The organism is Methylophilus sp., assembly GCF_035460085.1.
GTDB lineage: Bacteria > Pseudomonadota > Gammaproteobacteria > Burkholderiales > Methylophilaceae > Methylophilus.
In genome coordinates this window covers 62276-86178 of sequence record NZ_DATHWZ010000090.1, presented here as the reverse complement: position 1 = coordinate 86178, position 23903 = coordinate 62276, and the positions used below count along the sequence as shown (strand labels likewise).

At 49.9% G+C, this 23903-nt stretch carries 27 protein-coding genes; 17 read left to right on the top strand and 10 right to left on the bottom strand.

Annotated features, from left to right (window positions below; all coding sequences use genetic code 11):
• From VK958_RS13115 to ftsY, 3 genes are all read right to left on the bottom strand, one after another.
• Positions 1-473: cell division protein FtsX (locus VK958_RS13115; RefSeq protein ID WP_325242073.1), on the bottom strand; the 473-nt coding region annotated here is incomplete at its 3' end.
• Complete coding sequence (gene ftsE / locus VK958_RS13110) at positions 470-1147, bottom strand: cell division ATP-binding protein FtsE (RefSeq protein WP_325242070.1); 678 nt, start codon at positions 1145-1147, stop codon at positions 470-472. The genes VK958_RS13115 and ftsE, both read right to left, overlap by 4 nt.
• Before the next feature lie 19 nt (positions 1148-1166).
• Positions 1167-2153, bottom strand: a complete 987-nt coding sequence (gene ftsY / locus VK958_RS13105) for a signal recognition particle-docking protein FtsY (RefSeq protein ID WP_325242068.1) — start codon at positions 2151-2153, stop codon at positions 1167-1169.
• A 178-nt stretch (positions 2154-2331) separates the two neighbouring features.
• Between ftsY and VK958_RS13100 the strand changes: the two genes are divergently transcribed.
• Both VK958_RS13100 and VK958_RS13095 read left to right on the top strand, forming a co-directional pair.
• Positions 2332-3723: a M16 family metallopeptidase gene (locus tag VK958_RS13100; RefSeq protein ID WP_325242066.1), complete on the top strand. Its 1392-nt coding sequence runs from the start codon at positions 2332-2334 to the stop codon at positions 3721-3723.
• 62 nt (positions 3724-3785) lie between these two features.
• On the top strand, positions 3786-5096 hold the full coding sequence (locus VK958_RS13095; RefSeq protein ID WP_414683887.1) for a M16 family metallopeptidase: 1311 nt from the start codon (positions 3786-3788) through the stop codon (positions 5094-5096).
• 77 nt (positions 5097-5173) lie between these two features.
• On the opposite strand, the gene VK958_RS13090 is transcribed toward VK958_RS13095, so the two are convergent.
• Positions 5174-5380, bottom strand: a complete 207-nt coding sequence (locus tag VK958_RS13090; protein WP_055827312.1) for a PLDc N-terminal domain-containing protein — start codon at positions 5378-5380, stop codon at positions 5174-5176.
• 124 nt (positions 5381-5504) lie between these two features.
• On the opposite strand from VK958_RS13090, the gene rsmD reads away from it, so the two are divergent.
• The 5 genes from rsmD to VK958_RS13065 are packed head-to-tail and all read left to right on the top strand — an operon-like array spanning position 5505 to position 7539.
• A complete protein-coding gene (rsmD, locus tag VK958_RS13085; RefSeq protein WP_325242062.1) occupies positions 5505-6065 on the top strand; it encodes a 16S rRNA (guanine(966)-N(2))-methyltransferase RsmD in 561 nt (186 codons plus the stop codon).
• A gap of 31 nt (positions 6066-6096) precedes the next feature.
• Complete coding sequence (coaD, locus tag VK958_RS13080; RefSeq protein WP_325242060.1) at positions 6097-6582, top strand: pantetheine-phosphate adenylyltransferase; 486 nt, start codon at positions 6097-6099, stop codon at positions 6580-6582.
• Between the two features lie 7 nt (positions 6583-6589).
• Positions 6590-6838 (top strand): YfhL family 4Fe-4S dicluster ferredoxin, encoded by a 249-nt coding sequence (locus VK958_RS13075; RefSeq protein ID WP_325242058.1) that lies wholly within the window; start codon positions 6590-6592, stop codon positions 6836-6838.
• Between the two features lie 40 nt (positions 6839-6878).
• Positions 6879-7286: a lactoylglutathione lyase gene (gene gloA, locus VK958_RS13070; protein WP_325242056.1), complete on the top strand. Its 408-nt coding sequence runs from the start codon at positions 6879-6881 to the stop codon at positions 7284-7286.
• Positions 7279-7539 carry a hypothetical protein gene (locus VK958_RS13065; RefSeq protein ID WP_325242054.1) on the top strand — a complete coding sequence of 87 codons (261 nt, stop codon included), beginning with the start codon at positions 7279-7281 and terminating at the stop codon, positions 7537-7539. The genes gloA and VK958_RS13065 overlap by 8 nt, the downstream gene beginning before the upstream one ends.
• Positions 7540-7554: 15 nt before the next feature.
• Here the strand turns inward: VK958_RS13065 and VK958_RS13060 are convergent, their stop codons facing one another.
• Entirely contained in the window at positions 7555-7764 is a 210-nt protein-coding gene (locus VK958_RS13060) for a hypothetical protein (protein ID WP_325242052.1), read from the bottom strand.
• 253 nt (positions 7765-8017) lie between these two features.
• Between VK958_RS13060 and ppc the strand changes: the two genes are divergently transcribed.
• The gene (gene ppc / locus VK958_RS13055) at positions 8018-10807 is read left to right on the top strand and encodes a phosphoenolpyruvate carboxylase (RefSeq protein WP_325242050.1); all 2790 of its coding nucleotides are present in this window, start codon (positions 8018-8020) and stop codon (positions 10805-10807) included.
• A gap of 86 nt (positions 10808-10893) precedes the next feature.
• On the opposite strand, the gene VK958_RS13050 is transcribed toward ppc, so the two are convergent.
• Positions 10894-11097 (bottom strand): CsbD family protein, encoded by a 204-nt coding sequence (locus tag VK958_RS13050; RefSeq protein WP_325242048.1) that lies wholly within the window; start codon positions 11095-11097, stop codon positions 10894-10896.
• A 254-nt stretch (positions 11098-11351) separates the two neighbouring features.
• On the opposite strand from VK958_RS13050, the gene VK958_RS13045 reads away from it, so the two are divergent.
• The 9 genes from VK958_RS13045 (at position 11352) to kdsB (ending at position 20723) form a co-directional block, all read left to right on the top strand.
• Positions 11352-12659 (top strand): lipoprotein-releasing ABC transporter permease subunit, encoded by a 1308-nt coding sequence (locus VK958_RS13045; protein WP_325242046.1) that lies wholly within the window; start codon positions 11352-11354, stop codon positions 12657-12659.
• Positions 12652-13359 (top strand): ABC transporter ATP-binding protein, encoded by a 708-nt coding sequence (locus VK958_RS13040; RefSeq protein ID WP_325242044.1) that lies wholly within the window; start codon positions 12652-12654, stop codon positions 13357-13359. The genes VK958_RS13045 and VK958_RS13040 overlap by 8 nt, the downstream gene beginning before the upstream one ends.
• 8 nt (positions 13360-13367) lie before the next feature.
• Positions 13368-15773 (top strand): DNA internalization-related competence protein ComEC/Rec2, encoded by a 2406-nt coding sequence (locus VK958_RS13035; RefSeq protein WP_325242042.1) that lies wholly within the window; start codon positions 13368-13370, stop codon positions 15771-15773.
• A gap of 84 nt (positions 15774-15857) precedes the next feature.
• Positions 15858-16463 (top strand): MotA/TolQ/ExbB proton channel family protein, encoded by a 606-nt coding sequence (locus VK958_RS13030; protein ID WP_325242040.1) that lies wholly within the window; start codon positions 15858-15860, stop codon positions 16461-16463.
• Positions 16464-16499: 36 nt separating this feature from the next.
• Positions 16500-16928, top strand: coding sequence for an ExbD/TolR family protein (locus tag VK958_RS13025; RefSeq protein WP_325242038.1), 429 nt, complete (start codon positions 16500-16502; stop codon positions 16926-16928).
• Between the two features lie 89 nt (positions 16929-17017).
• On the top strand, positions 17018-18772 hold the full coding sequence (msbA, locus tag VK958_RS13020) for a lipid A export permease/ATP-binding protein MsbA (protein ID WP_325242036.1): 1755 nt from the start codon (positions 17018-17020) through the stop codon (positions 18770-18772).
• Entirely contained in the window at positions 18772-19791 is a 1020-nt protein-coding gene (gene lpxK, locus VK958_RS13015; protein WP_325242034.1) for a tetraacyldisaccharide 4'-kinase, read from the top strand. Before msbA ends, lpxK begins: the two co-directional genes overlap by 1 nt.
• Positions 19788-19970 (top strand): Trm112 family protein, encoded by a 183-nt coding sequence (locus VK958_RS13010; RefSeq protein WP_325242032.1) that lies wholly within the window; start codon positions 19788-19790, stop codon positions 19968-19970. The genes lpxK and VK958_RS13010 overlap by 4 nt, the downstream gene beginning before the upstream one ends.
• Positions 19971-19979: 9 nt before the next feature.
• A complete protein-coding gene (gene kdsB, locus VK958_RS13005) occupies positions 19980-20723 on the top strand; it encodes a 3-deoxy-manno-octulosonate cytidylyltransferase (protein WP_325242030.1) in 744 nt (247 codons plus the stop codon).
• Positions 20724-20827: 104 nt separating this feature from the next.
• Here the strand turns inward: kdsB and VK958_RS13000 are convergent, their stop codons facing one another.
• From VK958_RS13000 to VK958_RS12985, 4 genes are all read right to left on the bottom strand, one after another.
• A complete protein-coding gene (locus VK958_RS13000) occupies positions 20828-21319 on the bottom strand; it encodes an FxDxF family PEP-CTERM protein (protein ID WP_325242027.1) in 492 nt (163 codons plus the stop codon).
• Between the two features lie 130 nt (positions 21320-21449).
• A complete protein-coding gene (locus VK958_RS12995) occupies positions 21450-21794 on the bottom strand; it encodes a DMT family protein (RefSeq protein ID WP_325242025.1) in 345 nt (114 codons plus the stop codon).
• Positions 21795-21871: 77 nt separating this feature from the next.
• Positions 21872-22210, bottom strand: coding sequence for a P-II family nitrogen regulator (locus VK958_RS12990; protein ID WP_325242023.1), 339 nt, complete (start codon positions 22208-22210; stop codon positions 21872-21874).
• Between the two features lie 81 nt (positions 22211-22291).
• The gene (locus tag VK958_RS12985; RefSeq protein WP_325242021.1) at positions 22292-23893 is read right to left on the bottom strand and encodes an NAD+ synthase; all 1602 of its coding nucleotides are present in this window, start codon (positions 23891-23893) and stop codon (positions 22292-22294) included.
• Positions 23894-23903 lie beyond the last annotated feature (10 nt).

Genomic DNA, 23903 nt, shown 5'->3' with positions numbered 1-23903 from the left:
CTATCGATGACCAGTTCTTCCACTTCTTCACGGGTTTGCAAGGTCTCTTGCACCGATTTGGCGGTGGTTGGCTGTGTGTCGGCCAAGGTGATGAACAGGGCATCCGGCAACGGGTTCTGCGGCAAATCGGCCAGCAGGTCTTTTTGCAGGAATTGTTCTCCCAGTTGTTTTATCGCATCCTCTTTAGGGACAAAACGTACTTCTTTAACCTGTGGTAGCTCCTTTACATCATTGATCAGGCGCTGAATGACGTTGCCGTTGAGTGCTGGTTTGAGGAAGGCACTCATTTGCGCATCCTGCTTGATTGAGCGTGATGCATCCTGCAGGTTGTCCAGGCCCACGAACAGCAAGCCTGGCAAGGTGACGGTGATGCCAATCACCATGCAGATGGTCAGCGTGTTCAGCCAGTGCGCTTTCAGTCTCTGCAAGACCAGTTGCATGGCAAGCGTATGTTGATTCAGCCAGTTTTTCATAACATGCCTACCTGGGCTGGCATCGCCGAAATTGTTTGATGGTCGATATGCAGGGTCCGATAGGCTATCGTGCTTACCTGCGCGACATCGTGCATGGCAATGACTACAGTGACGCCGACATCATTAAATGCTTTTAGCAGTTGCATGATCTCCAGCGAAGCGACTCTGTCCAGCCCGCCGGTTGGTTCGTCGGCAATCACGATTGAAGGACGGCTGACTACGGCGCGGGCAATCGCCAGACGTTGTTGCTCGCCGCCGGACAAGGTGATCGGCATGGCTTTTTCTTTGTTCAGTAATCCCACTTTGTCCAAGGCGGCGCGCACACGACGGGCGGCTTCTTCGCCGGTGATGCCTTGAATACTCAAGGGGAGGGCGACATTCTCGAAACTATTACGGTCGTACAATAGTTTATGGTCCTGGAATACCAGACCAAAACGGCGTCGCAAATAAGGGATGGCATTCTGGTGAAGCTTGCTGATGTCCTGCTCATTAATCAGGATATGGCCGCCGGAAGGTGCTTCAATGCCTGCCATCAACTTGAGCAGAGTGCTTTTGCCGGCGCCGGATTGGCCGGTGATTAATACAAAATCGCCTTTTTCAATATTGAAACTGACCTGCCGGAACAGATGCGCGCTATTTGGATAGCGCATGCTGACATTATTAAATGAAATCATAATGTAAAGTCACTCACGGCTAATCATCAATTAAAGCATCAATAAAGTCGTTGGCATCGAACGGACGCAAGTCGTCAATACTTTCGCCGACACCGATAAAACGGACCGGAATGCTGTGCGTGGACTGCTGGCTCAAATGTGCAATCGCCGCGATCACACCGCCTTTGGCGGTGCCATCCAGTTTGGTAAGTGCCAGCCCGGTGACGCCTAATGCGTCGTTAAACGCCTTGAGCTGGTTGACGGCGTTTTGGCCGGTATTGGCATCCAGCACGAGTAATATCTCATGCGGCGCGCCTGGCAGTGCCTTATCAATCACGCGTTGCACTTTCTTGATCTCATCCATCAGGTGCAACTGTGTCGGCAGACGGCCAGCAGTATCGGCAATGACGACATCAATTTTCCTGGCGATGGCAGAATTGACTGCATCATAAATCACTGCAGCCGGGTCGCCACTTTCTGAAGCAATCACATGCACGTCGTTGCGCTCCCCCCACACCTGTAATTGCTCTCGTGCAGCGGCGCGGAAGGTATCGCCAGCAGCAATCAATACGCTGTGGCCTTGTGCCTGCAGGTATTTAGCCAGTTTGCCGATAGTAGTGGTTTTGCCAGCGCCATTTACGCCGACCATCATCATCACATAAGGTTGATGGGGGGTGACGTCCAGTGGTGCCTCCAAGGGTGAAAGCAGGTCATGCAAGGTCTCTTTGAGCGCTTGTTTCAGCGCGATTGTATCTTGCAAATCTTGCCTTTTAACCCGTGCGCGCAGCTGATCCAGCAGATGCTGCGTGGCGTTGATGCCGACATCAGAGGTCAGCAGGATGGTTTCCAGTTCATCATAAATGTCTTCATCTATCTTGCCGCCGCCAAACAGCGCGCTGAGCTGGCCACCCAATTGCTGGCGGGTTTTCGCCAGGCCGTTTTTTAGGCGCTGGGTCCAGCTGAGGCTAGCGGGTTCTGCAGGGGTGGGGGCGGTTGCGTCGGTTTTTTTGGCAAATGGATTGAACATGGCAGCTTAAAACTCGGTAATATGGTTATTTTATGCCGAATCGCGTTTTACCGCCACGGCAAAGGCGCTCTGATATATGGGTGATGTGACGCATAAGCTAAATCTCAGGCGAACTTACTAGCAAGGCATCCGGTCACACCACTGTTTTTAACACCTGTTCCTATAGTGATATTCCACCATGAAAAAAAGTTTCCCCAAGCGTAGCCAACCTCTGTTGATATTGGCTGCGTTGTTAAGTGTGTGCACTGTACAGGCGGCAGAAGTCGTCGAAACCACCCTGAAAAACGGCCTCAAAGTGATTGTGCAGGAGGATCACCGGGCGCCAGTCGTCGTGTCACAAATTTGGTATCGCGCCGGTTCTCTGGATGAGGTGAATGGCAAAACCGGCGTGGCACATGTTCTGGAACATATGATGTTCAAAGGCACGAAAAATGTTCCTGCCGGACAATTTTCGCGGCAGGTGGCAGCAGCAGGCGGTAAAGAAAATGCTTTCACCAGTAAAGATTATACCTGCTATTTCCAGCAACTGGAAAAAACAAAATTGCCATTGTCATTCAGGCTGGAAGCCGATCGCATGGCCAATTTACAGATCACCGATGCCGAGTTTGCCAAGGAGATCGAGGTGGTGAAAGAGGAGCGTCGCTGGCGTACAGAAGACAAGCCGCAATCGCGCGTGAACGAACAATTTGAAGCTTCCTCCTATCGCGCACATCCCTATGGGCGACCAGTGGTCGGGTTTATGAATGACCTGGATAACATGACGGCGCAAGATGCACGTGACTGGTACAACACCTGGTATACACCCAACAATGTCACCGTGGTGGTGGTGGGTGATGTCAAGGCGAAAGAAGTATTCAAGCTGGCGCAAGAAACGTTCGGCAAGCTGGCGGCCAAGCCATTGCCTGCGCGTAAGCCACAGGTCGAACCCGCTCAATTGGGCGAACGCCGCGCAATTGTCAAAGCGCCGGCCAAGTTACCTTATTTTATGATGGGCTTTCATGCCCCAGCCATGAAGAACGGCTCTGCTTATAGTGAGCAGGATTGGGAGCCGTATGCGCTTGAAGTACTTTCCAGTATTTTAAGTGGCAATGACGCCTCGCGATTAAATCAGAAGCTGGTCCGAGAACAGGCAATTGCACTGGATATTGATAGCGGCTATGACGGCACCAACCGTGGCCAGGAATCAACGTTTGAAATTGCTGCTTCCCCTAGCGAAGGGGTAGCGCTGGTTGTGCTGCAAAAGGCGATCTGGGAGCTGGTTGATGAAGTGAAAAATAAAGGCGTCACCACTGCCGAGTTGCACCGGGTGAAGGCCGCCGTGATTGCGGCAGATGTCTATAAACGTGATTCCATGTTTTACCAGGCAATGCAAATCGGCCAACTGGAAACGATGGGTTATCCATTGAGTCTGCTGGAAAAAAATGCTGCGCGCGTGCAGGCGGTCACTTCAGAGCAGGTGCAAGAGGTGGCTAAGAAATACTTGGTCCCGGACCAGATGACCTTGGTCACGCTGGACCCGCAACCGATGGACCCGAATGCCAAACCAGCGGGGCGACCACACCAGCATTAAAGCTGGTTATAAATTTAAATTCGTAACGGAAATCGCGTATCACGCGTTTTGTAGGAAACAGAATGAAAGCTTTTAAGTATTTAAAAATCATGCTGCTGGCATTGTTGCTGCAAAGCCATGCCAATAGTGTGCTGGCTGGTTTGAACATTCAACACTGGACCACCGCACAGGGCAGTGAAGTTTATTTCGTTGAAAACCATGCTTTGCCTATGATGGATATCAGCGTCAATTTCCCGGCTGGCAGCGCGCACGACTCGCCGGAAACCTCAGGCGCCGCGGGGATGACGCAACATCTGATGGCACTCGTGGCTGGCGGGCTTGATGAAGAGACCCTGACTAATCGTTTTGCCGATATTGGCGCAGTACTTGGCGGCAATTTTGATGCAGACCGTGCAGGATTCAAGTTACGCACCCTCACCAGTGAACAGGACACTGCATTGGAAACATTCAGTCTTGTGTTGCACAAACCTGATTTTCCGGAAGCAGTATTGCAGCGTGAACAGGCACGGATTGTGGCTGGATTACAAGAAGCTGAGACCGAGCCTGACAGTATTGCGCAAAAAGCCTTTATGCGTTCATTGTATGGCACGCATCCATACAGCCTGGACCAGAGCGGTGAAATCGATACCGTGCAATCCTTAAACGTGGCGCATTTACGCCAGTTTTACCAGGCACATTACACGGCCAGGTCAGCAGTTATCTCATTGATAGGCGATTTAACGCCGGCACAGGCAAAACAGATCGCCGAGCGCCTGAGTGCAGGCTTGCCGCAAGGCCCGGCAGTGGCAGCGATCCCACCGGTTCAAAGCTTGAAAAATGCGAGTGAGAAAAAGTTACCGCATCCTGCCTTGCAAGCACATATTCTGCTTGGTCAGCCTGGTAACAAGCGCGGCGACCCGGATTTCTTCCCGTTGTATGTCGGTAATTATATTTTGGGCGGTGGCGGTTTTGTGTCGCGACTCACTGAAGAAGTGCGTGAAAAGCGCGGCTTGGCTTATAGCGTATACAGCTATTTCCTGCCTATGGCTGAGCTAGGTCCTTTCCAGATCGGGCTGCAAACCAAGAAAGAGCAGGTAGAAGAAGGCTTGAAACTGGTCAAGCAAACCGTGCAGCAATTTGTCGATAAAGGCGTGACCGAAAAAGAATTACAGGCAGCCAAGGACAACCTGATCGGCGGTTTTCCTTTGCGTATCGATAGCAATGGCAAGATCCTGGAATATTTGAATATCATTGGTTTTTACAAATTGCCGCTGGACTATCTGGACAGTTTTAACAATCAAGTCGCGCAGGTCACTGTAGAGCAAGTGAATGATGCGTTCAAACGCCGCTTGCATCCCGAGAGTTTTGCCACAGTGATTGTTGGGGCCGAGTAAGTAGCGTTGGGTTAGAGTAAGCTGGATGAAAATAAAGCCGACAAATTGTCGGCTTTATTGATAATGGCCTGGTTGCTTTAAAGTACTGAGCCCTTACGTTTTTTGCGTGCCAGGAAGTAATATAAAACGGCGCCCACCAGATTAAGGAAGAAAATCACCAGGAACCAGACCAGTTTGTCTTCTTTCTGATCCGCCAGGCAATCGACCAGCATCCATACCCAGAACAATGTCAGCGCTAACCCTATCAAGCTGCCTAACAGACCAAATCCAAATAAAAATTCCATGTGATTTCCTTTATTAATTGCTGTGAATAATAGCACGATCCGTTTTTTGGGTTGCAACGCGATACCGCTTCTGCATGCATCCCTTATAATGCTTACCTGGTCGCTAATGAGTTGAGTAGTATTCATGAATCAAGTTCGTCTAAACGCAGGTGTATGGCGGAGCCGGGTTTTAAAATTTCCCGATGCCGAGGGCTTGCGTCCTACTTCTGATCGCGTCCGTCAAACCTTGTTTAACTGGCTGGGACAAGAGTTGACAGGAAAAACCTGCCTGGATTTATTTGCCGGCACCGGCGCGCTGGGGTTTGAAGCACTTTCTCGCAATGCGAGCAACGTAACCATGCTGGAACTTGCCAAAGCGCCATTCCAGGCTTTGGTGCAGAATCAGCGCTTGCTGGATGCGACAAAAGCGGATATCCGCCAGGCAGATGCGCTGAAATTCCTGGCTGAAAATACGCAGCGATACGATATTATTTTTTGCGACCCACCGTATCACAAACAGTGGCTGGATAAATTACTGCCACACCTGGCAGCGCATTTATCCGATGAAGGCTGGCTATATGTAGAAGCGGAATATGCGTTAAAATCTGATTCTGACTGGCAAGTGGTCAAGTCTGGCAAGGCAGGACAAGTGTATTACCACCTGTTGCAGCCACTGATCGCGCCACCACCAGCAACGCCTGTTTAAGCGTGCACAAGAGTTTCGGGAATATCAGCGAATGAGCAAAACCAGAATTGCAGTCTATCCGGGCACTTTTGACCCGATTACCATGGGGCATGAAGATATTGTGCGCCGTGCGGCCAATCTATTTGATGAAGTCATCGTGGCCGTGGCCGGCAGCACCAGCAAGCAAACCCTGTTCAGCCTGCAAGAACGCGTCGCACTGGCACAATCTGTATTCTCCGGGGAGAACATCAAAGTAGTTGGTTTTGATGGCTTGTTGATGCAGTTCGTGCAGTTACAGGGCGGCCAGATGGTGATTCGCGGCTTACGCGCTGCCAGTGATTTTGAGTACGAATTCCAGCTGGCGGGCATGAACCGAAAGTTATACCCAAAACTGGAAACCCTGTTCATGACACCCGCTGAAGAGTACATGTTTATCTCGTCTAGTCTGGTGCGTGAAGTAGCCCGCCTTGGCGGCGATGTAAATCAGTTCGTGTCACCCGGCGTTGAAGCCGCTATTAAACAAAAGCTGGCGGCTTAATCTACACATGTCCTTATTCATTACCGACGAATGCATTAATTGCGATGTCTGCGAACCTGTGTGCCCGAATGAAGCCATATTCCAAGGCGAAGAGATTTATGAAATCAACCCGGACCTGTGCACTGAATGTGTAGGGCATTTCGATCAGCCACAATGCCAGCAGGTATGCCCGATCAGTTGTATTCCGCTAGACCCTGATCGACATGAAACCAAGGAACAGTTAATGGAAAAATACTTGCGCATTACCAGCGCGTAAGTATCTATATTGTGAGTAGTCAAATATAAAGGGGTCAATAATGCGAGTTTTACATACCATGTTACGTGTAGGTGATTTACAACGGTCTGTCGATTTTTATACTGGCGTGCTGGGCATGAAGTTAATCCGCACCCAGGATTACCCTGATGGCGAATTCACACTGGCGTTTGTCGGCTACGGCAATGAATACGAAAATACCGTGCTGGAATTAACCTATAACTATGGCAAAACCAGCTACGACATGGGTGCCGCCTATGGCCATATGGCGATCGAAGTGGATGATGCTTACCAGGCTTGTGAACTGGTAAAAAGCAAAGGCGGCAAAGTGATACGTGAAGCCGGACCAATGAAACATGGCACTATCATCATCGCGTTTATTGAAGACCCGGACGGCTATAAGATTGAATTCATCCAGAAAGGGACTATCGAGTATCCGGAGCATGTCTAACCATGCGCATTTACTGGAAGCCGTGACGCTCGCACAAGCGGGTGACTGGGATGCTGCGCATAACATTGCGCAGGATTACAGTGACTCCACGGCAAACTGGATACATGCAGTGTTGCATAAAGTCGAAGGGGATACCTGGAACAGTAAATACTGGTATGCGAAAACCGGCGGCCGTCAGTATGAGGATTATGCAGATGATATAGAAAGGGAACTGGAAGCCCTCAGGCAGTTATTGGCTTTTGGCCTGAAGTAATCCGATGATTTCTAACTAACTTTCAGACTCTACAGAGTGACGATGGGTAATAAAAATCCCCCATAGCGATTGTAAAAAAAGACCTATCACTGTGCCTGAAAAAAACAGCATCAAGACCGCAATCACACACATGAACAACAAAAAGCCATCCTGAACCCATAAGCCTTGCGGGGCCATGGCTTGCCAGATATTCAGCAGTTGTTGCATCAATCGATTTTCATCCATCTGTTTTACCCATCCCTATGACCATGGTGCGTCATATATTTCATTGTGCCGTTTCTTTGTTGCAGCAGAGGGACATCATCTAACGATACCCCTGGCAATATTTGAATCTGGGCCAAATCGGTGCATTTTTAAATGCATGAAGATGATTTTCCAAATGTAGTTTTTGCAAGCTTATGATTTTTAAATAAAAAATCACTTTATAGAGGTGGCCTGCTTGTTGCTAGTGTATCACTGAGCAAGGGGAGAAGACACCATGATAAAAAAACAAATGGCCAGCGCCACCGTTTCGGCAGAAGCGCGGCTGGCGGACAATATCCTGCTATTGGGGAGTTTACTCGACCAGGCCATCCAGGAAGTGGATGGGCCAGCCGCTTTTACACAGATCGACGCTATCCGCCAGGCGGCGACCAAATTTCACCACACGCACGACCAGAATGCCTCATTGCAGCTGGAACAATTGCTGGCAGCGCTGACGCCAGCACAAACCGTGTGTGTCGTCCGCGCGCTCAGTTACTACAAACATCTGGTGAACTTGGCTGAAGATTTGTATGGCCAGCAAATAGCTAACTCAAGCCAGGATATACCGGTCGCCGGAATGCTGGCGCATTCATTGGCACAGTTACGCGATCAGGCAGTACCGTTTGATGCCTTGCGCCAGTTTTTTGATGATGCACTGGTTTCGCCTGTATTAACAGCGCATCCAACCGAAGTGCAACGCAAAAGTGTGCTCGACATTGAGCGCCGCATTGTAGAGTTGCTGGCAGAGCGTGCGCACTTACTGACAGAACGCCAGCTTGCGCGTAATACTTTGCTGCTACGGGGCGCTGTATCTGCCTTGTGGCAAACCCGCATGCTGCGTTTTTCAAAATTGACGGTAGTGAATGAGATAGAAAACGCGCTGACCTATTATGAGAGCACGTTTTTGCATGCCATTCCTGAACTGTTGCAGGATCTGGAACGTGACCTTGAAGCGCTAATGCCGGCCGGTAGTCAATACCACTTACCAGCTTTTTTACGTATGGGTAGCTGGATAGGGGGTGACCGGGATGGTAACCCATTTGTAGATGGCACCACCCTGACTGAAGCAGTGCGCTTGCAGGCTGCGACTGTGCTGCGCTTTTACCTGGATGAACTGGCCCAGCTCAAACGTGAACTCGGCGTCTCCACGCGCCTGATTGCAGTTGAAGAGGGCGTGCTGGCGCTCGCCAAAGCGTCGCGTGACCAGTCTGCACACCGTATGGATGAGCCTTATCGATTGGCACTCAATGGCATTCATGACCGTTTGCTACTGACAGCCAAATACCTGTTGCCGACTTGTAGTTGGGCAGATAACGGCGATATTGACGTTCAGCCCTATGATGGCTATGAAGCGCTACTGCAATCATTGCAAACCATTGCTGACTCGTTACGCAAACATCACGGGGAGGCCCTGATCTACCCACGCCTTGGCAAGCTGATGAAAGCGATCGAGTCTTTTGGCTTTCATCTGGCGACCGTGGATGTACGCCAGTCTTCAGATGTGCATGAAGCCTTGATTACCGAGCTATTGCAGAAAGCCGGTTATGAGTTTGATTATGCTGAATTTAATGAAGATGAAAAAATAGGCATATTGCTGGAAGAGTTGAAACAGCCACGGCTGCTGTTTTCGCCTTTCCAGCAATATTCCGAGCTGGTGCACAAAGAAATCGGTGTGCTGGAAGCTGTACGCGAAATGCGTGAGCGCTTTGGTCACCATACCGTACGCCAATATATTATTTCGCATACTGAAACACTGTCTGACCTGCTGGAAGTGGCCCTGCTGCAACGCGAAGCTGGCTTACTGCGAGGTGTGTGGGGTTCGGCGAATATCCAGTTAGATTTAAATATCGTTCCCCTGTTTGAAACCATTGCCGACCTGCGTGATGCACCTATGATCATGGGTAAATGGCTGAGTTTGCTGGGGATTCGCCACGTGATCCGCAATCAGGGCAGCGAGCAGGAAGTCATGCTGGGTTATTCTGACAGCAATAAAGATGGCGGCTTCCTGACTTCTAACTGGGAGTTATACAAGGCTGAAATTTCACTGGTGGAGTTGTTCCAGCAGGCCAAAGTGAAGTTGCGCTTGTTTCATGGACGCGGTGGCACGGTGGGTCGTGGCGGCGGGCCTACTTACCAGGCGATTATGGCGCAGCCGCAAGGTACTGTGGATGGCCAGATCAGGCTAACCGAGCAAGGTGAAATTATTGCCAATAAATATGCAGACCCGGTGGTCGGGCGCCAGCATCTTGAAACGCTGATTGCCGCGACGCTTGATGCCAGCCTATTTCCTTCTGATCAGTTGGAGCCGGCTAAACGGCGTGCATTCGAGAGTGTGATGGAAACTCTTTCCGCCACTGCCATGACCACATACCGCAGCCTGGTTTATGAAACACCAGGCTTTGCCGAATACTTTTTCAGTACCACGCCCATTGAGGAGATTGCCGGATTGAATCTAGGCAGCCGCCCGGCCTCACGCAAATCTACGCGGCGCATTGAAGACTTGCGCGCCATCCCCTGGGGCTTTTCATGGGGGCAGTGCCGCTTATTGTTGCCAGGCTGGTATGGATTGGGGAGTGCAATTCATCAATACCTACACCAACCAGGCAGTGATAAAGAGTCCCGTTTGGCATTGCTAAGAGAGATGCTGCTTGGCTGGCCTATATTCAAAACGTTGATCAATAACGTGGATATGGTGCTAGCCAAAACCGACCTCATCGTCGCCAGGCACTACGCACACCTGCTGCCTGACCGCACTTTGCGTGAAGAAATTTTTAGCCGTATAGAGCAGGAACACAAATTGACCACAGAGGTAGTGAATTTGTTACTTGGAAGCACGCAAAGACTTGCCAGCCAGCCGGTATTGGCAAAATCGATACGTGAGCGTTTGCCTTACCTGGATCCACTCAATCACCTGCAAGTGGAAATGATTCAACGTTACCGCAACGGCGAGACGGATGAAAAGCTGAAGCTGGCGATTCCGTTGACGATTAACGGGATTGCGGCTGGATTGAGGAATACTGGCTAGTTTTAAGGTTTTGTGTTCTAAAAAGGTAATTTTAAACAACAAAAAAGGACAAGCTGGCTTGTCCTTTTTTAAGAATCAATCATGCATTATTCGCGATGATCGTTTTCCCATGTGTTGATTTGCTTTTCAGCTTCATCTTTAGTGATGCCGTAACGCTCCTGGATTTTACCAACCACTTGTTCGCGTTTACCTTCGATTACGTCAAGGTCATCATTGGTCAACTTGCCCCATTGCTCTTGAACCTTACCTTTAAGTTGTTTCCAGTTACCCTCGAAAATGTCTTTATTCATGATGTAAGTCTCCTTAGTTTTTTGGATTTCGTATTGGTCATCGACCTGTGAAGCATATTATCGAGAATGTACCAGGAGATAAGTCGGAGTATTTTGTATTTGTACGTAAGACTTGGCTGACAATTAATCGCACACGCTCTTTATTTGTGACATCTGCCGTTTTATCGGTTTGAAACCTGCCTCTATGTATTGGCAGCTAGTTTAAACCTACGTTTTGCAATCAAATTGCGCTTTAAACCTGTTAACATGCGAGCATGAATAAAGCTTCTTTTTCTGCGTTTAAACACAGGCTGGCCCAACGGTTACCTTATGAGTTGTGGATAGGCTGGCGCTATACGCGGGCCAAGCGTAACAATCATTTTATATCGTTTATCTCACTGACCAGCATGATAGGCATCGCTTTGGGTGTGATGGCGTTGATTGTTGTATTGTCCGTAATGAACGGTTTTCAGGACGAGTTGCGCAAACGCATTCTGGGTGTGGCGTCGCATATAGAAGTACGCAGTTTTGAGGCTGGATTGTCAGACTGGCAGCATGTGCAAAGCCAGATTCTATCCTTACCACCGAAAACATTCTCCAGCCCGGTGCAAGGCATGGCGCCGTATGTAATGGCGCAAGGCATGCTGACGCGTGACCAGGCGGTGCAAGGTGTGTTGATTCGTGGTGTGCTGCCTGCAGCCGAAGGCGCAGTGTCGGATTTATCGACGCAAATGAAAATCGGCAAATTGCAGGATTTGCAAGCCGGAAAATTCAATATCGTCCTCGGTGGTGATCTGGCGCAGTCACTCGGCGTGCGCATAGGTGAGAAAGTGGTGCTGATGGCGCCGCAAGGGCAGGTAACGCCAGCGGGATTGGTGCCGCGCATCAAGCAATTTACCGTGACAGGTATTTTCCAGGTAGGTATGTATGAATATGATGCCGGACTGGCGCTGATCCATCTGGATGATGCGGCCAAGCTGTATCGCATGGGTGACCAGGTGTCAGGTTTGCGTTTGAAACTGGCCGATCTGTTTGCTGCCGACCGTGTCAGTAATGAGTTGATGCAAGCGTTGGGGCCTAACTACTACATTACCGATTGGACGCAGCAGCATGCCAATTTCTTTAAAGCGATTCAGCTGGAAAAACGTGTGATGTTCATTATTCTGGCGCTGATTGTGGCAGTGGCAGCGTTTAATATCGTCTCGACCCTGGTGATGGCGGTGACAGACAAGCGTGCAGACATCGCCATTTTGCGTACCATGGGAGCGACGCCACAGGCGATCCGGCGGATGTTTGTGGTGCAAGGCGCCATGATAGGTGTGATAGGCACCGTGTCAGGCGCACTGCTGGGGGTGATATTGGCGTTGAATATTGAAACGGTGGTGCCATGGATAGAGCGTACTTTTAATGTGCAGTTTTTATCTAAAGATGTGTACTACATTAGTGATCTGCCTTCCAAGCTGATGTGGTCGGACGTGACTACGATTATCGGCTTGTCCATATTCCTGAGCCTAGTGGCGACGCTGTATCCAAGTGGCCGCGCTTCCAGAATGAATCCGGCGGAGGCCTTGCGCTATGAGTAATCTGATTTTGCAGTGCCAGGGTTTGGCTAAAACCTATCAGGGCCTGGATACATCGGTATTGACTGGTGTGGATTTAAGCCTGGCAGCCGGTGAGCACATAGCGATTGTCGGCGCTTCAGGGAGCGGCAAAAGCACGCTGCTGCATTTGTTAGGCGGTCTGGATGCCCCCACACACGGCGAAGTGCAATGGTTGGGTAAACCGTTGACGACGCTATCCGAGGTAGAAAAAAGCGCCATGCGTAACCAGTACCTGGGTTTTGTATACCAGTTTCATCACTTGTTGCCAGAATTCAGTGCGCTTGAAAATGTGGCCATGCCTTTGTTTATCCGCCGCATTCCGCGCGCGCAGGCACTGGCGCAAGCAGAATATTATTTGACGCTGGTGGGTCTGGCACATCGCCTTGAACATACCCCAGGCGAATTGTCCGGTGGTGAACGACAACGGGCTGCACTTGCACGTGCGCTGGTGACAGAGCCACGCTGCGTGCTGGCAGATGAACCTACCGGTAACCTGGACCGGCAAACCGCCGAGCAGGTGTTTGAGTTATTGTTAAACATCCAGGTTGAGCGCGGCACTGCGCTGGTGGTGGTGACGCATGATTTAACATTGGCTGCGCGCATGCACAAGCAATACCGGTTGCAAGACGGCACATTGCAACCTCTTGAATCTGTTTCCGAGCCAGCGCTTACCCCGGTGTAACTGATATCATGCTGCCGGGCGCCACAGTCGGGTTATTGTTTGGTGTGTGGCTGTTTCAGCAACAACCGCGATTGTGGTCTTTAGGCATATGGCTAGGCTGGCTCGGTGTGTTAAGTGCCAGCTGGCTTATTTGCAGGTTTCCAGAACACTTTCGTGTTCAATCATATCAATCCAGTTTTCGTAAATTATTTCTGATACTGCTGGTGGCGGTCATGGGTTTCGCCTGGTCGCAAATGCGCGCTTGGTATCGATTACAGTCACAATTACCTTCAGCGTGTGAGCAGCAAGTCATTCCTGTCCAGGGCGTGATTGTCAGTGTGCCTGAACGTGATGCCCGCGGGCAACATGTGGACTTTGCTATTGAGCGCAGTTTCAAGGCAGATTGCCCCATGCCTAAGCGGGTACGATTGCATCTCTATAATCAATCTTACCGTGGCGAGTCAGTCAAAGCGTCATCTGTGTTCCCGACTTTGCAAGCAGGGGAGCGTTGGCAATGGAGTGTCAGACTAAAGCGCCCGCATGGAACCAGAAACCCGCATGGCTTTGATTATGCCGCCTGGTGCCTGTCAAATAACATCGGCGCGAGTGGAGCTATTGTGAGCAAAACGCCAATGCGCCGGTTGCAAAGACTAGTGTGGCAACCATCGGCCTTGATTGCTTATTGGCGTGCTACTGTGGGGCATCGCATAGAAAAAGTGTTGGGAATCACCCCGCAAAGTGCCGTACTGCGAGCGTTAGTGATCGGTGATGATAGCCAGATTGCCAGGGCAGATTGGCAGCTGTTTGTGGATACGGGTATCAATCATCTAGTCAGTATTTCAGGCCTGCACATCACCATGCTGGCTTCTATGGGATATCTCTTCATCGGCTGGATCTGGAGGCTGCGACCACGTCTGGCATTGCGAATACCATCAAGGCTGGCAGCCGGCGCCGGCGGTGCGCTAGTGGCGATTACCTATTCTGCCTTGGCCGGCTTTTCTATCCCCACCGAACGTACATTATTGATGTTGCTGACCATGATTGCCATGCTTAGCCTCAAGCAGCGATTACCTTTTTCTTGGGTATTAAGTGCTGCGGTATGGGTAGTGCTGGTGCTGGATCCCTGGGCGGTAATGGCGCCGGGTTTTTGGCTATCATTCGGTGCAGTGGCTATTCTGGCCTTTGCCATGAGTGGCCGGCTACGACCAGCGCGCTGGTGGCAAAGTGCATTGCAAACCCAGTGGGTAATTACGCTGGCATTTGTACCGGTACTTATTTTACTGTTCAACCAGCTTTCACTGGTTTCGCCACTTGCAAATGGTTTTGCGATTCCGGTAGTCAGCCTGGCTATCGTGCCGCTTGCCATCGCTGGCGCTATCCTGCCACTCGACTTTTCGTTACACCTGGCCGCTACGCTGTGGGAGTGGTGCGCGCATGGATTGCTATGGTTACGTCAATTGCCGGGCGCGGTCTGTTATTTATCCACGCCACCAATCTGGGCCTGGCTGCTGGCGATGGCTGGTATGCTGGTGTGGTTAATGCCGCGAGGCTGGCCGTTGCGCTGGGCCGGACTACTATTATGGCTTCCACTATTATTGATGCCTGGGCAAGTCGCATTGCAGCCGGGTCAAATGCGGGTAACGGTGCTGGATGTCGGGCAGGGACTCAGTGTGCTGGTGCAGACTGCGCACCATAGTATGCTTTATGACGCCGGGCCCGCTTACAATGAGGAAAGCGATGCTGGTCAGCGCATCGTACTTCCTTATTTACGTCATCTGGGCGTGAGTTATCTGGATACAGTGGTGATTTCTCACGATGACAACGACCATTCTGGTGGGATGGCTTCAGTGCTAGCTGGTGTATCGGCAGGAGAGCTATTGAGTTCACTGACGCCGGCGTCTGATTTCTTCAAACAAATTCAAGGGTTGCCAACTCCGCCAATTTTGCGACAGCAACCTTGTTACCAGGGTCAGCAATGGCAGTGGGACAATATTAGTTTCCGCATGCTTTCCCCCGCCAAAAACGAGAATTCGGATGTAAAAGATAATGATAAAAGTTGTGTGCTTCAGATTAAATCATCGCATGGCAGCTTGCTGCTGACGGGTGATATCGAGAAAGAAGCCGAACGCTGGTTGCTGGAATCATCGCCGGATCAGTTAGCGACAACCGTGATGACCATGCCGCATCATGGCAGTAAAACTTCTTCCAATATCGGTTTTGTTAACGCGACTCGACCTGCGATTGCCATCGCTACTGTGGGTTATCTTAACCGCTTCGGGCATCCCAAACCGGAAGTAATTTCACGTTATGAAGCAATCGGCACGATAAGCTTGCGATCTGACAACGATGGCGCCATCTTGATTGATTTCTTATCAGGCCAGGTGCCAGAAGTAAAACGCTGGCGGCAAATAGAACCGCATTACTGGGAATTGTAACGGCGCAGATACTGGACAAAACTTGCCCTTAAGGCTGGTTAACGCTAAAGTAGCGGAAGTTTAAAAACAACTGGAGTGTTTGCTGTGTGGGAAATCATTTTAGCGGCCGGATGGCCAATCTGGCCTCTGGTTATTGCTTCAGTCATTGCACTGGCGATTATTGTGGAGCGTTCCTGGGCCTTGCGCGCATCAGTCGTCACTCCTGATCAATTATTGCCTGAAGTACAAAACTGGCTCAAGCAGGGTGGCATCACCCGTGAGACCTTAAGCCGCCTGGAAGCACACTCCCTGTTAGGCAAAGTTTTTGCCAGCGCACTCGCCAATATCGGTAATTCTCGTGAAATCACTAAAGAAGCGATTGAAGAAACTGGCCGTGCCGTAGCCCACAAGCTGGAGCAGTACCTGCCAACCCTGGGCACGATCGCCACCGTTGCGCCATTGCTCGGCTTATTGGGTACTGTGATTGGTATGGTCGAACTGTTTGGTTCGTTCACCAACAGCGGCCACGATGTGGCCCAGTTCGCACGCGGTATTTCAGTGGCACTTTACAACACGGCCGCGGGTATTGTGGTCGCTGTGCCAGCCATGATTGCCTACCGCTATTTCCGCAGTAGAGTAGACGGTTTCCTGGTGGATATGGAACAGCAAGCCATCAAGCTGGTTGAAATTATTCATGGCGATCGCAATTAAGCTGATCGCAGTCAAGATTCAAGGCCAAGGTAATTTATGAATTTCAAGCGTGGTGTCCGCGACGAAGAGTTAGAAATTAACTTTATTCCACTGATTGATGTGTTGCTGGTGATTATTATTTTCCTGATCGTCAGTGCCACTTTTTCACGTACCAGCGAACTGCAAATCAACTTACCGACCGCAGACGCCAGTTCGCCGCAGGAAAAACCTTTGACGATTACGGTTGAAGTCGATGCCAGTGGCCGTTATCTGGTAAACGGTAAAGAAGCGAATGGGGCGGTAGTCGCCGACTTGTCTAACGCATTAACGCAAGCAGCCGCCAGCGGCCCGGCCGGTAAGGAACCCACCATCATCATCAACGCCGATGCAAAAGCCACGCATCAGTCGGTAATTAATATTATGGAAGCCTCCCGCATGGCGAATTACACCCATATCACCTTTGCAACACAGGTGAACTCAAATTAATGTGTGAGTTGCAGCTTGCTGTGATTGCCTGCAAACAAGCCCGTCAACTTTGGCGGGCTATTTGTTTATAGTATCCCCCGAGAGTTTGCATGTCCCGTAGACAGAAATCTGAACAGACAAAAATCGTTAATCCCGGCCAGTTATACCGGCGATTAATTGCTTACGCCTGGCAATTCAAGCTGCACTTCTTAGTCTCTATGCTGGCAACGGCTGTATTGTCCACCAGTAATACAGCTTTTCTGGCTTTGATCAAAAAAATCACTGATGATGGATTTGTGAAAGCGTCTGCGCAGGAAATGCTGCTATTGCCTTTGATGTTGTTTGGCCTGATGGCTGTGCGTGCGCTGGCCGGTTTCTTTTCATCATATAGTCTGCGTATTGTTGCGCGCCGAGTGGTTGAGATCTTGCGTAACCAGGTGTTCTCCAAGCTATTGATGTTGCCAGTCAGTTTTTTTGATGCCAATTCCAACGGACTATTGGTTTCTAAACTCACTTATGACATTGAGCGTCTCTCTAATGTTGTCACCCGTTCTGCGTTAAATGTCTTACGTGATGTGCTGACCGTGATTGGCCTGGTTGCCTACATGATTTACCTGGACTGGAAGCTGACGCTGGTGTTTGCTGGCGTGGCGCCATTAATGGCCATGTATCTTGCCCGCTCTACACCGAAGTTGCGCGCCAATGCTAAAAAGGTACAGGAAGCAGTGGGAGAAATCACTAAAACAGCAGAAGAGGCCATTTCTGCACAACGCATAGTCAAGATTTTTGGTGCGCAAACCTTCGAGAATGAGCGATTTGCCAACGTGGTCGCAAAAAATCGCACGCTGGAATTACGCACTGCCAGGATATCCGGCCTGAATAGCTTTGTTATCGAGATTTTATCTGCGGTGGCTTTGGGTTTGGTGGTGTACTACGCATTGGGGCAGTTCACAGTAGGTGAATTTGCCGCTTTTGTTGGCGCCTTACTGATGCTGATCGCGCCCATTAAACATATCACGGCTGCAAATGAGGATGTGCAGGTTGGCCTGGCAGCTGCACAGAGTGTATTCGAGCTGATGGATCTGGATAACGAGCGCGAGAGTGGCGACTACCGCGTTGCGCATGCACGCGGAGAGCTGAGCTTCAAGGAAGTGACCGTGCGTTACCCTCAGGCGAAGAAAAGCGCATTAAACAAGCTTAGTTTTGATGTGCGGGCTGGTGAGAAAGTGGCGCTGGTCGGTCGTTCCGGCAGTGGCAAAACCACACTGGTCAACCTGTTGCCCCGTTTTTATGAAGTTCAGGAGGGCACGGTTTCGCTTGATGGTGTGGATGTACGCGATTATCAGCTGAGTAGCCTGCGTGCACAGTTCTCACTGGTGAGCCAGGATATCGTGCTATTCAACGACAGCATCTTCAATAATATTGCCTATGGCGCGTTACGCAATGCCAGCGAAGAAGAAGTGATTGCCGCAGCCAAAGCCGCCAATGCCTGGGAATTTATACAGCACATGCCGTTAGGTTTGCAAAGTGAAATAGGCGATCGTGGTGTGCGTTTGTCTGGCGGTCAAAGGCAACGCATCGCGATTGCGCGTGCCATCCTGAAAAATGCGCCGATACTATTGCTGGATGAAGCCACGTCTGCACTGGATAGTGAGTCTGAGTTGCATGTGCAAAATGCGCTGGATAGGTTGATGCAAAACCGGACGACTATTGTGATTGCACACCGGTTGAGTACCGTTGAAAATGCTGACCGTATTTTCGTGATGGATCACGGCAAAATTATTGAAACCGGTTCACATCAAGAGCTGCTGGCGCTGAATGGCTACTACAACAGGCTTTATCACAAAGAGTTTCAAGACGATTAATGTGGCGCAGATGGTTTGAACAGCAGTGGCAATATACAGGCTGGGCGCAATGCCTGCTGTTGCCATTCGCATGGCTGTTCGCAGGTCTGGCAGCATTGCGCAGGTCGCTGTATCGATTAGGGATTCTGCCCAGCACACGGTTACCGGTCAGCGTTATTGTGGTGGGCAATATTTCAGTCGGTGGCGTTGGCAAAACTCCCCTGGTCATTTACCTTGCAGATGCATTGCGGGCAGCAGGTTATCATCCTGGCATTTTGAGTCGCGGTTATGGCGGCCAGAGAACTGGTGAAGTCGGCCCTACCAGTGAGCCTGCGGACTATGGCGATGAGCCGGTGCTGATCGCACAGCGGACTCGGTGCCCGGTATGGGTCCACCCGTTACGTGCAGAAAGTGGTCGTGCTTTATTACAGAGGTATCCGCAAATGAATGTCCTTATTTGTGATGATGGCCTTCAACATTATGCTTTGCAGCGGGATATTGAAATTGCGGTTGTGCAACGTCCGCACGGCTTGGGTAACGGTCGTTTATTACCTGCAGGGCCATTACGCGAGTCTCCGAGCCGCTTGCAAAAAGTGGATGTCATCGTTGAAACCGGGCAATTACCTATCGTTAGGGTAAAAGCCGCCTGCTTCCAACAATCATTACAAGCGCGTCAGTGGACGGCTGTTTCTGATTTTGCCAGCAAGATTAGCGTACAGGCGTTGCAACAGAGGCCGCTATTGGCAATCGCAGGAATAGGGCACCCGCACCGATTTTTCAACTCGGTTTCAGCCATGGGGTTAGTGTTTGAAACCAGAGTTTTTGCGGATCATTACGCATATACTGAAAAGGATTTTGAGAGTGCAACAGCTAAAACCATACTGATGACCGAGAAAGATGCCGTAAAATGTCGACATCTTGATTTGGCAAATGCATGGTTCCTCCCGGTCACCGCCGAACTGGCGCCGGTAGGGCATCAGCAAACATTCTCAGATTGCATGGTTGACCTGCTAAAAAAACGCGAAGGAAATTTAAAATGAATCCCAAGTTACTGGAAATTCTGGTCTGCCCGGTCACCAAAGGGGCGCTGGTATATGATAAACAAAAGCAGGAGCTGATATCCAGGTCTGCGCGCCTGGCTTATCCGGTACGTGATGGTATCCCTGTGATGCTGGAAGACGAAGCCCGCCGGCTGGAAGAACACGAATATACAGAATAGGGTAGTCGTATGTTTAAAGTGGTTATTCCTGCCCGTTTTGCCAGTAGCCGTCTTCCGGGCAAACCCTTACTCGATATTGCCGGTAAACCTATGGTGATTCAGGTGGCTATCCTTGCCAGCAAAAGCCAGGCCAGTGAAGTTGTGATTGCCACTGACCACGCACCTATCACGCAAGTGGCTGAGCAATTTGGATTCGCCTTTGTCATGACGCGTGAAGATCATCCTTCGGGCACTGACCGCATTGCCGAAGTCGTGCAAACAATGGGATGGTCAGATGAGACGATTGTGGTCAACGTGCAAGGTGATGAGCCCTTGATCGACCCATTGTTAATTAATGAAGTCGCGCAGGCTTTGGCGCAGGATACACAAGCAGCCATGGCGACGGCTTGCCATCCCATTCATGACATGGCAGCCTTTGAGAGTTCCAATATTGTCAAAGTGGTGTTAAATGCTAATGGCCAGGCACTGTACTTCAGCCGTGCGCCTATTCCTTATCCACGGGATGCTGAATACCGTGAGCAGTTAGTCGCCCATAGGCACATTGGCATTTATGCCTATCGTGTCGGTTTTCTCAAACAGTATGCCGGTTTACCTGTCACTGCACTAGAGAAAATCGAGAGCCTAGAGCAGTTGCGGGTGTTATATCACGGTTATAAAATTGCAGTGACGATCACTGAAAATGCGCCGGCTAGCGGTGTGGATACACAGGCCGATCTGGATGCCGTGCGTGACATCTTTTCGCGATTGAAATAAGGGAGGGCGCTCGTTAGCCCTTGGCAATTTGAGCAAGCCGATTAGATTGGAAAATAAAAAAGCCTCATTCAATGAGGCTTTTTTATTTAAGACATGCTAAGAAATTAGCGGTTTTTCTGGCGTCGCAATGCAATAGTACCCATCAGGCCCAGACCCACCAGCATCATGCCATAGGTTTCTGGTTCTGGTACCGGTACAGTCACAGGAGAGATGGTGTAGCTACCAGTGTAGTTGCCACCAGCGATCAAGTTGAATTGTAATGTATAAGTGCCGGCTGCCAGATTTGAGAAACTGAATGTATATCTTGTCAGGTCAAAGTCGTGCAAAGGCAGGATGATTGGTGAATATGTAAAAGTATCATCGGCATCGCTGATTAATGTTAAACCGTTATACAAGCCTGAGTTATTTTCATTAATCAATCTAAAACTTGGATCCAGCACGCCTGACAGGTCGAAGCTGCTATCTGTGTAGGAAATACTGATTTTTGTGGTTTTTGAATTGTTTGTACCTGGCTGGTCATAGCCACTGAACGTAGTGGTTGTAGCGAAAACAGAAGTACTGGCTAACATCAAAGCTGCGGTTAGAAATTTTTTCATTGTATGTCTCCCTGATTAACGTTGTTGATCTGATTTGTTGATGTGGCAATCATAATGATGCGGACTATGGAAGGATATAGCCCGATAGGGTCATCAAGAAATGAAACGTGGTAGAAGCGGGATATGAACGTCAGGTGCGGAAAATAAAATACACTGCACCGAGGATGCAAAAGCCTGCCCACAGATAATCCCATTTCAATGGCTGTTGCATGTAGAAAATGGCAAATGGCACAAAGATCACCAGCGTGATGACTTCCTGCAGGATTTTTAGTTGTGCCAGATTGAACTGGGTAAAGCCTATTCTGTTGGCTGGCACCTGAAACAGGTATTCCACCAAGGCAATACCCCAACTGATGAGTGCGGCGATTATCCAGGGTTTTGTACTGAGGTTTTTGAGGTGGCCATACCACGCAAACAGCATAAACAGGTTTGAAATGCTAAGTAGTACAATGGTTTTAAGCAGGGTAAAACTCATTGATTTTCCTGGTGATTTACAGAGGGGTGGCAACTTGAGGTAAAGCTGCCGTTGTGCGCATTAACAAGTTTCAGCGGTTAAATAGCCGCTTCGCCGGTTTCACCGGTTCTGATGCGGATTACCTGCTCAACAGAGGTCACAAAAATTTTGCCATCACCAATCTTGCCGGTATGCGCGGCCTTGATAATCGCTTCAATCGCGTTATCCAGCATGTTTTCAGCCAATACAACTTCCACTTTGATTTTTGGCAGAAAATCCACCACATATTCCGCACCACGATAAAGTTCGGTATGACCTTTCTGGCGGCCAAATCCTTTGACTTCTGTGACGGTGAGTCCGTTGACACCAATCGCTGACAAAGCCTCGCGCACTTCGTCGAGTTTGAATGGTTTGATGACGGCTTCAAGTTTTTTCATAAGTGCTCCGTGGTTGACTTTTAAAACATTCTACGCAACCGCTGCCTTTAATTCAAATGCCACGGTGCTGAAATGGAATAATTAAAATGAAAGGTGACAGGTGATGGGATAGCGACGGTCTTTCCCGAACCCTCGCTCAGTAATACGCACACCTACTGCAGCCTGCCTGCGTTTATATTCGTTACGATCTATCAGGCGTGTCACCCGTTCTACATCAGCCCTTGAATAGCCTTTTTGGATAATATCTTCAATGCCAAGGTCTTTCTCGGCATAAGCTTCCATAATGGCATCCAGTACCTCATAGGCTGGCAAACTATCCTGGTCAGTTTGATCAGCACGCAGTTCGGCGCTCGGCGGACGCGTGATGATTCTTTCCGGGATCACCAGGCCGAGGCTGTTGCGATAACGTGCCAGCTTGTAAACCAGTGTTTTTGGCACATCCTTGATCAGCGCAAACCCACCCGCCATGTCACCATACAATGTGCTGTAGCCAACGGCTGTCTCTGATTTATTCCCGGTGGTGATCACCATATTGCCGAACTTGTTGCTGATTGCCATTAGCAGCATGCCACGGATACGCGCTTGCAAGTTTTCTTCAGTGGTATCAAATGCTTTGCCGGAAAACTCTTTAGCCAGTGTTTCGCAAAACCCATTGAATAAAGGTTTGATTGGCAATACGCTATATTCCACATCCAGCAACCTTGCCATTTCTGCGGCATCGTCAATACTCATATCAGCAGTGAATTCCGAGGGCATCATCACCGCCTTAACGCGCTCCTTTCCCAAAGCATCTACGGCAATAGCCAGCGTCAAGGCAGAATCGATGCCACCCGATAATCCTAACACCACACCGGGAAACCGGTTTTTATTCACATAATCTTTCAGGCCGAGCTGCAAGGCCTGATATACACTGGCCTCCACAGGCAAGTGTTCAGTGATGTCTGCTGCAAGCGGTTGATTATCCTTCAGCGAGACATATCCAAGGCCATCCCTAAACATAGACATTTCCTGCATGAGTTTGCCTTGGCTGTTCATGGAGAAAGAGCCGCCATCAAAGACCAGTTCGTCTTGCCCGCCGACCATATTGGCATAAATGATCGCTAGCCCGTTTTCCTGGATGCGGTCGCGCAACACCTGGTAGCGGGTCAACTGCTTTTGCATGTGGTAAGGTGAGGCATTAATCACCAACAGCACCTGCGCATCGGCTTGTAGCGACTGTAATGCCGGCCCAGGTTCCCAGATATCTGCACAGATGAGAATGCCGTAGCGGGAACCATGCCATTCAAACACCACCGGAACATCACCCGCTTCAAAATAACGTTCTTCATCAAAGACGTTGTAGTTAGGTAAATTGTGTTTGTGGTAAGTAGCCTGGATACGTCTGGAATGAATCACTGAAGCAGCGTTATAGCGCTTGCCCGCCACTTCCTGGGGATGGCCGATCACCACCGCCATGTCACTAGGTAAATGCTGTTCAAGCCATTGCAATGAGCGTTGATTGGCTGCGTAAAAGTCCTGCCTGAACAGCAGGTCTTCCGGTGGATATCCGCACAGCGATAACTCTGGGGTCAATAACAGGCGGGCGCCTTCAGCGTAAGCTTGTTTGGCTAAATCCAGAATATGTTCAGCATTCTGCTGCATGGCGCCTACCATGCTGTTCATTTGAGCAATAGCGAGTTTCATGCAGTCGTCA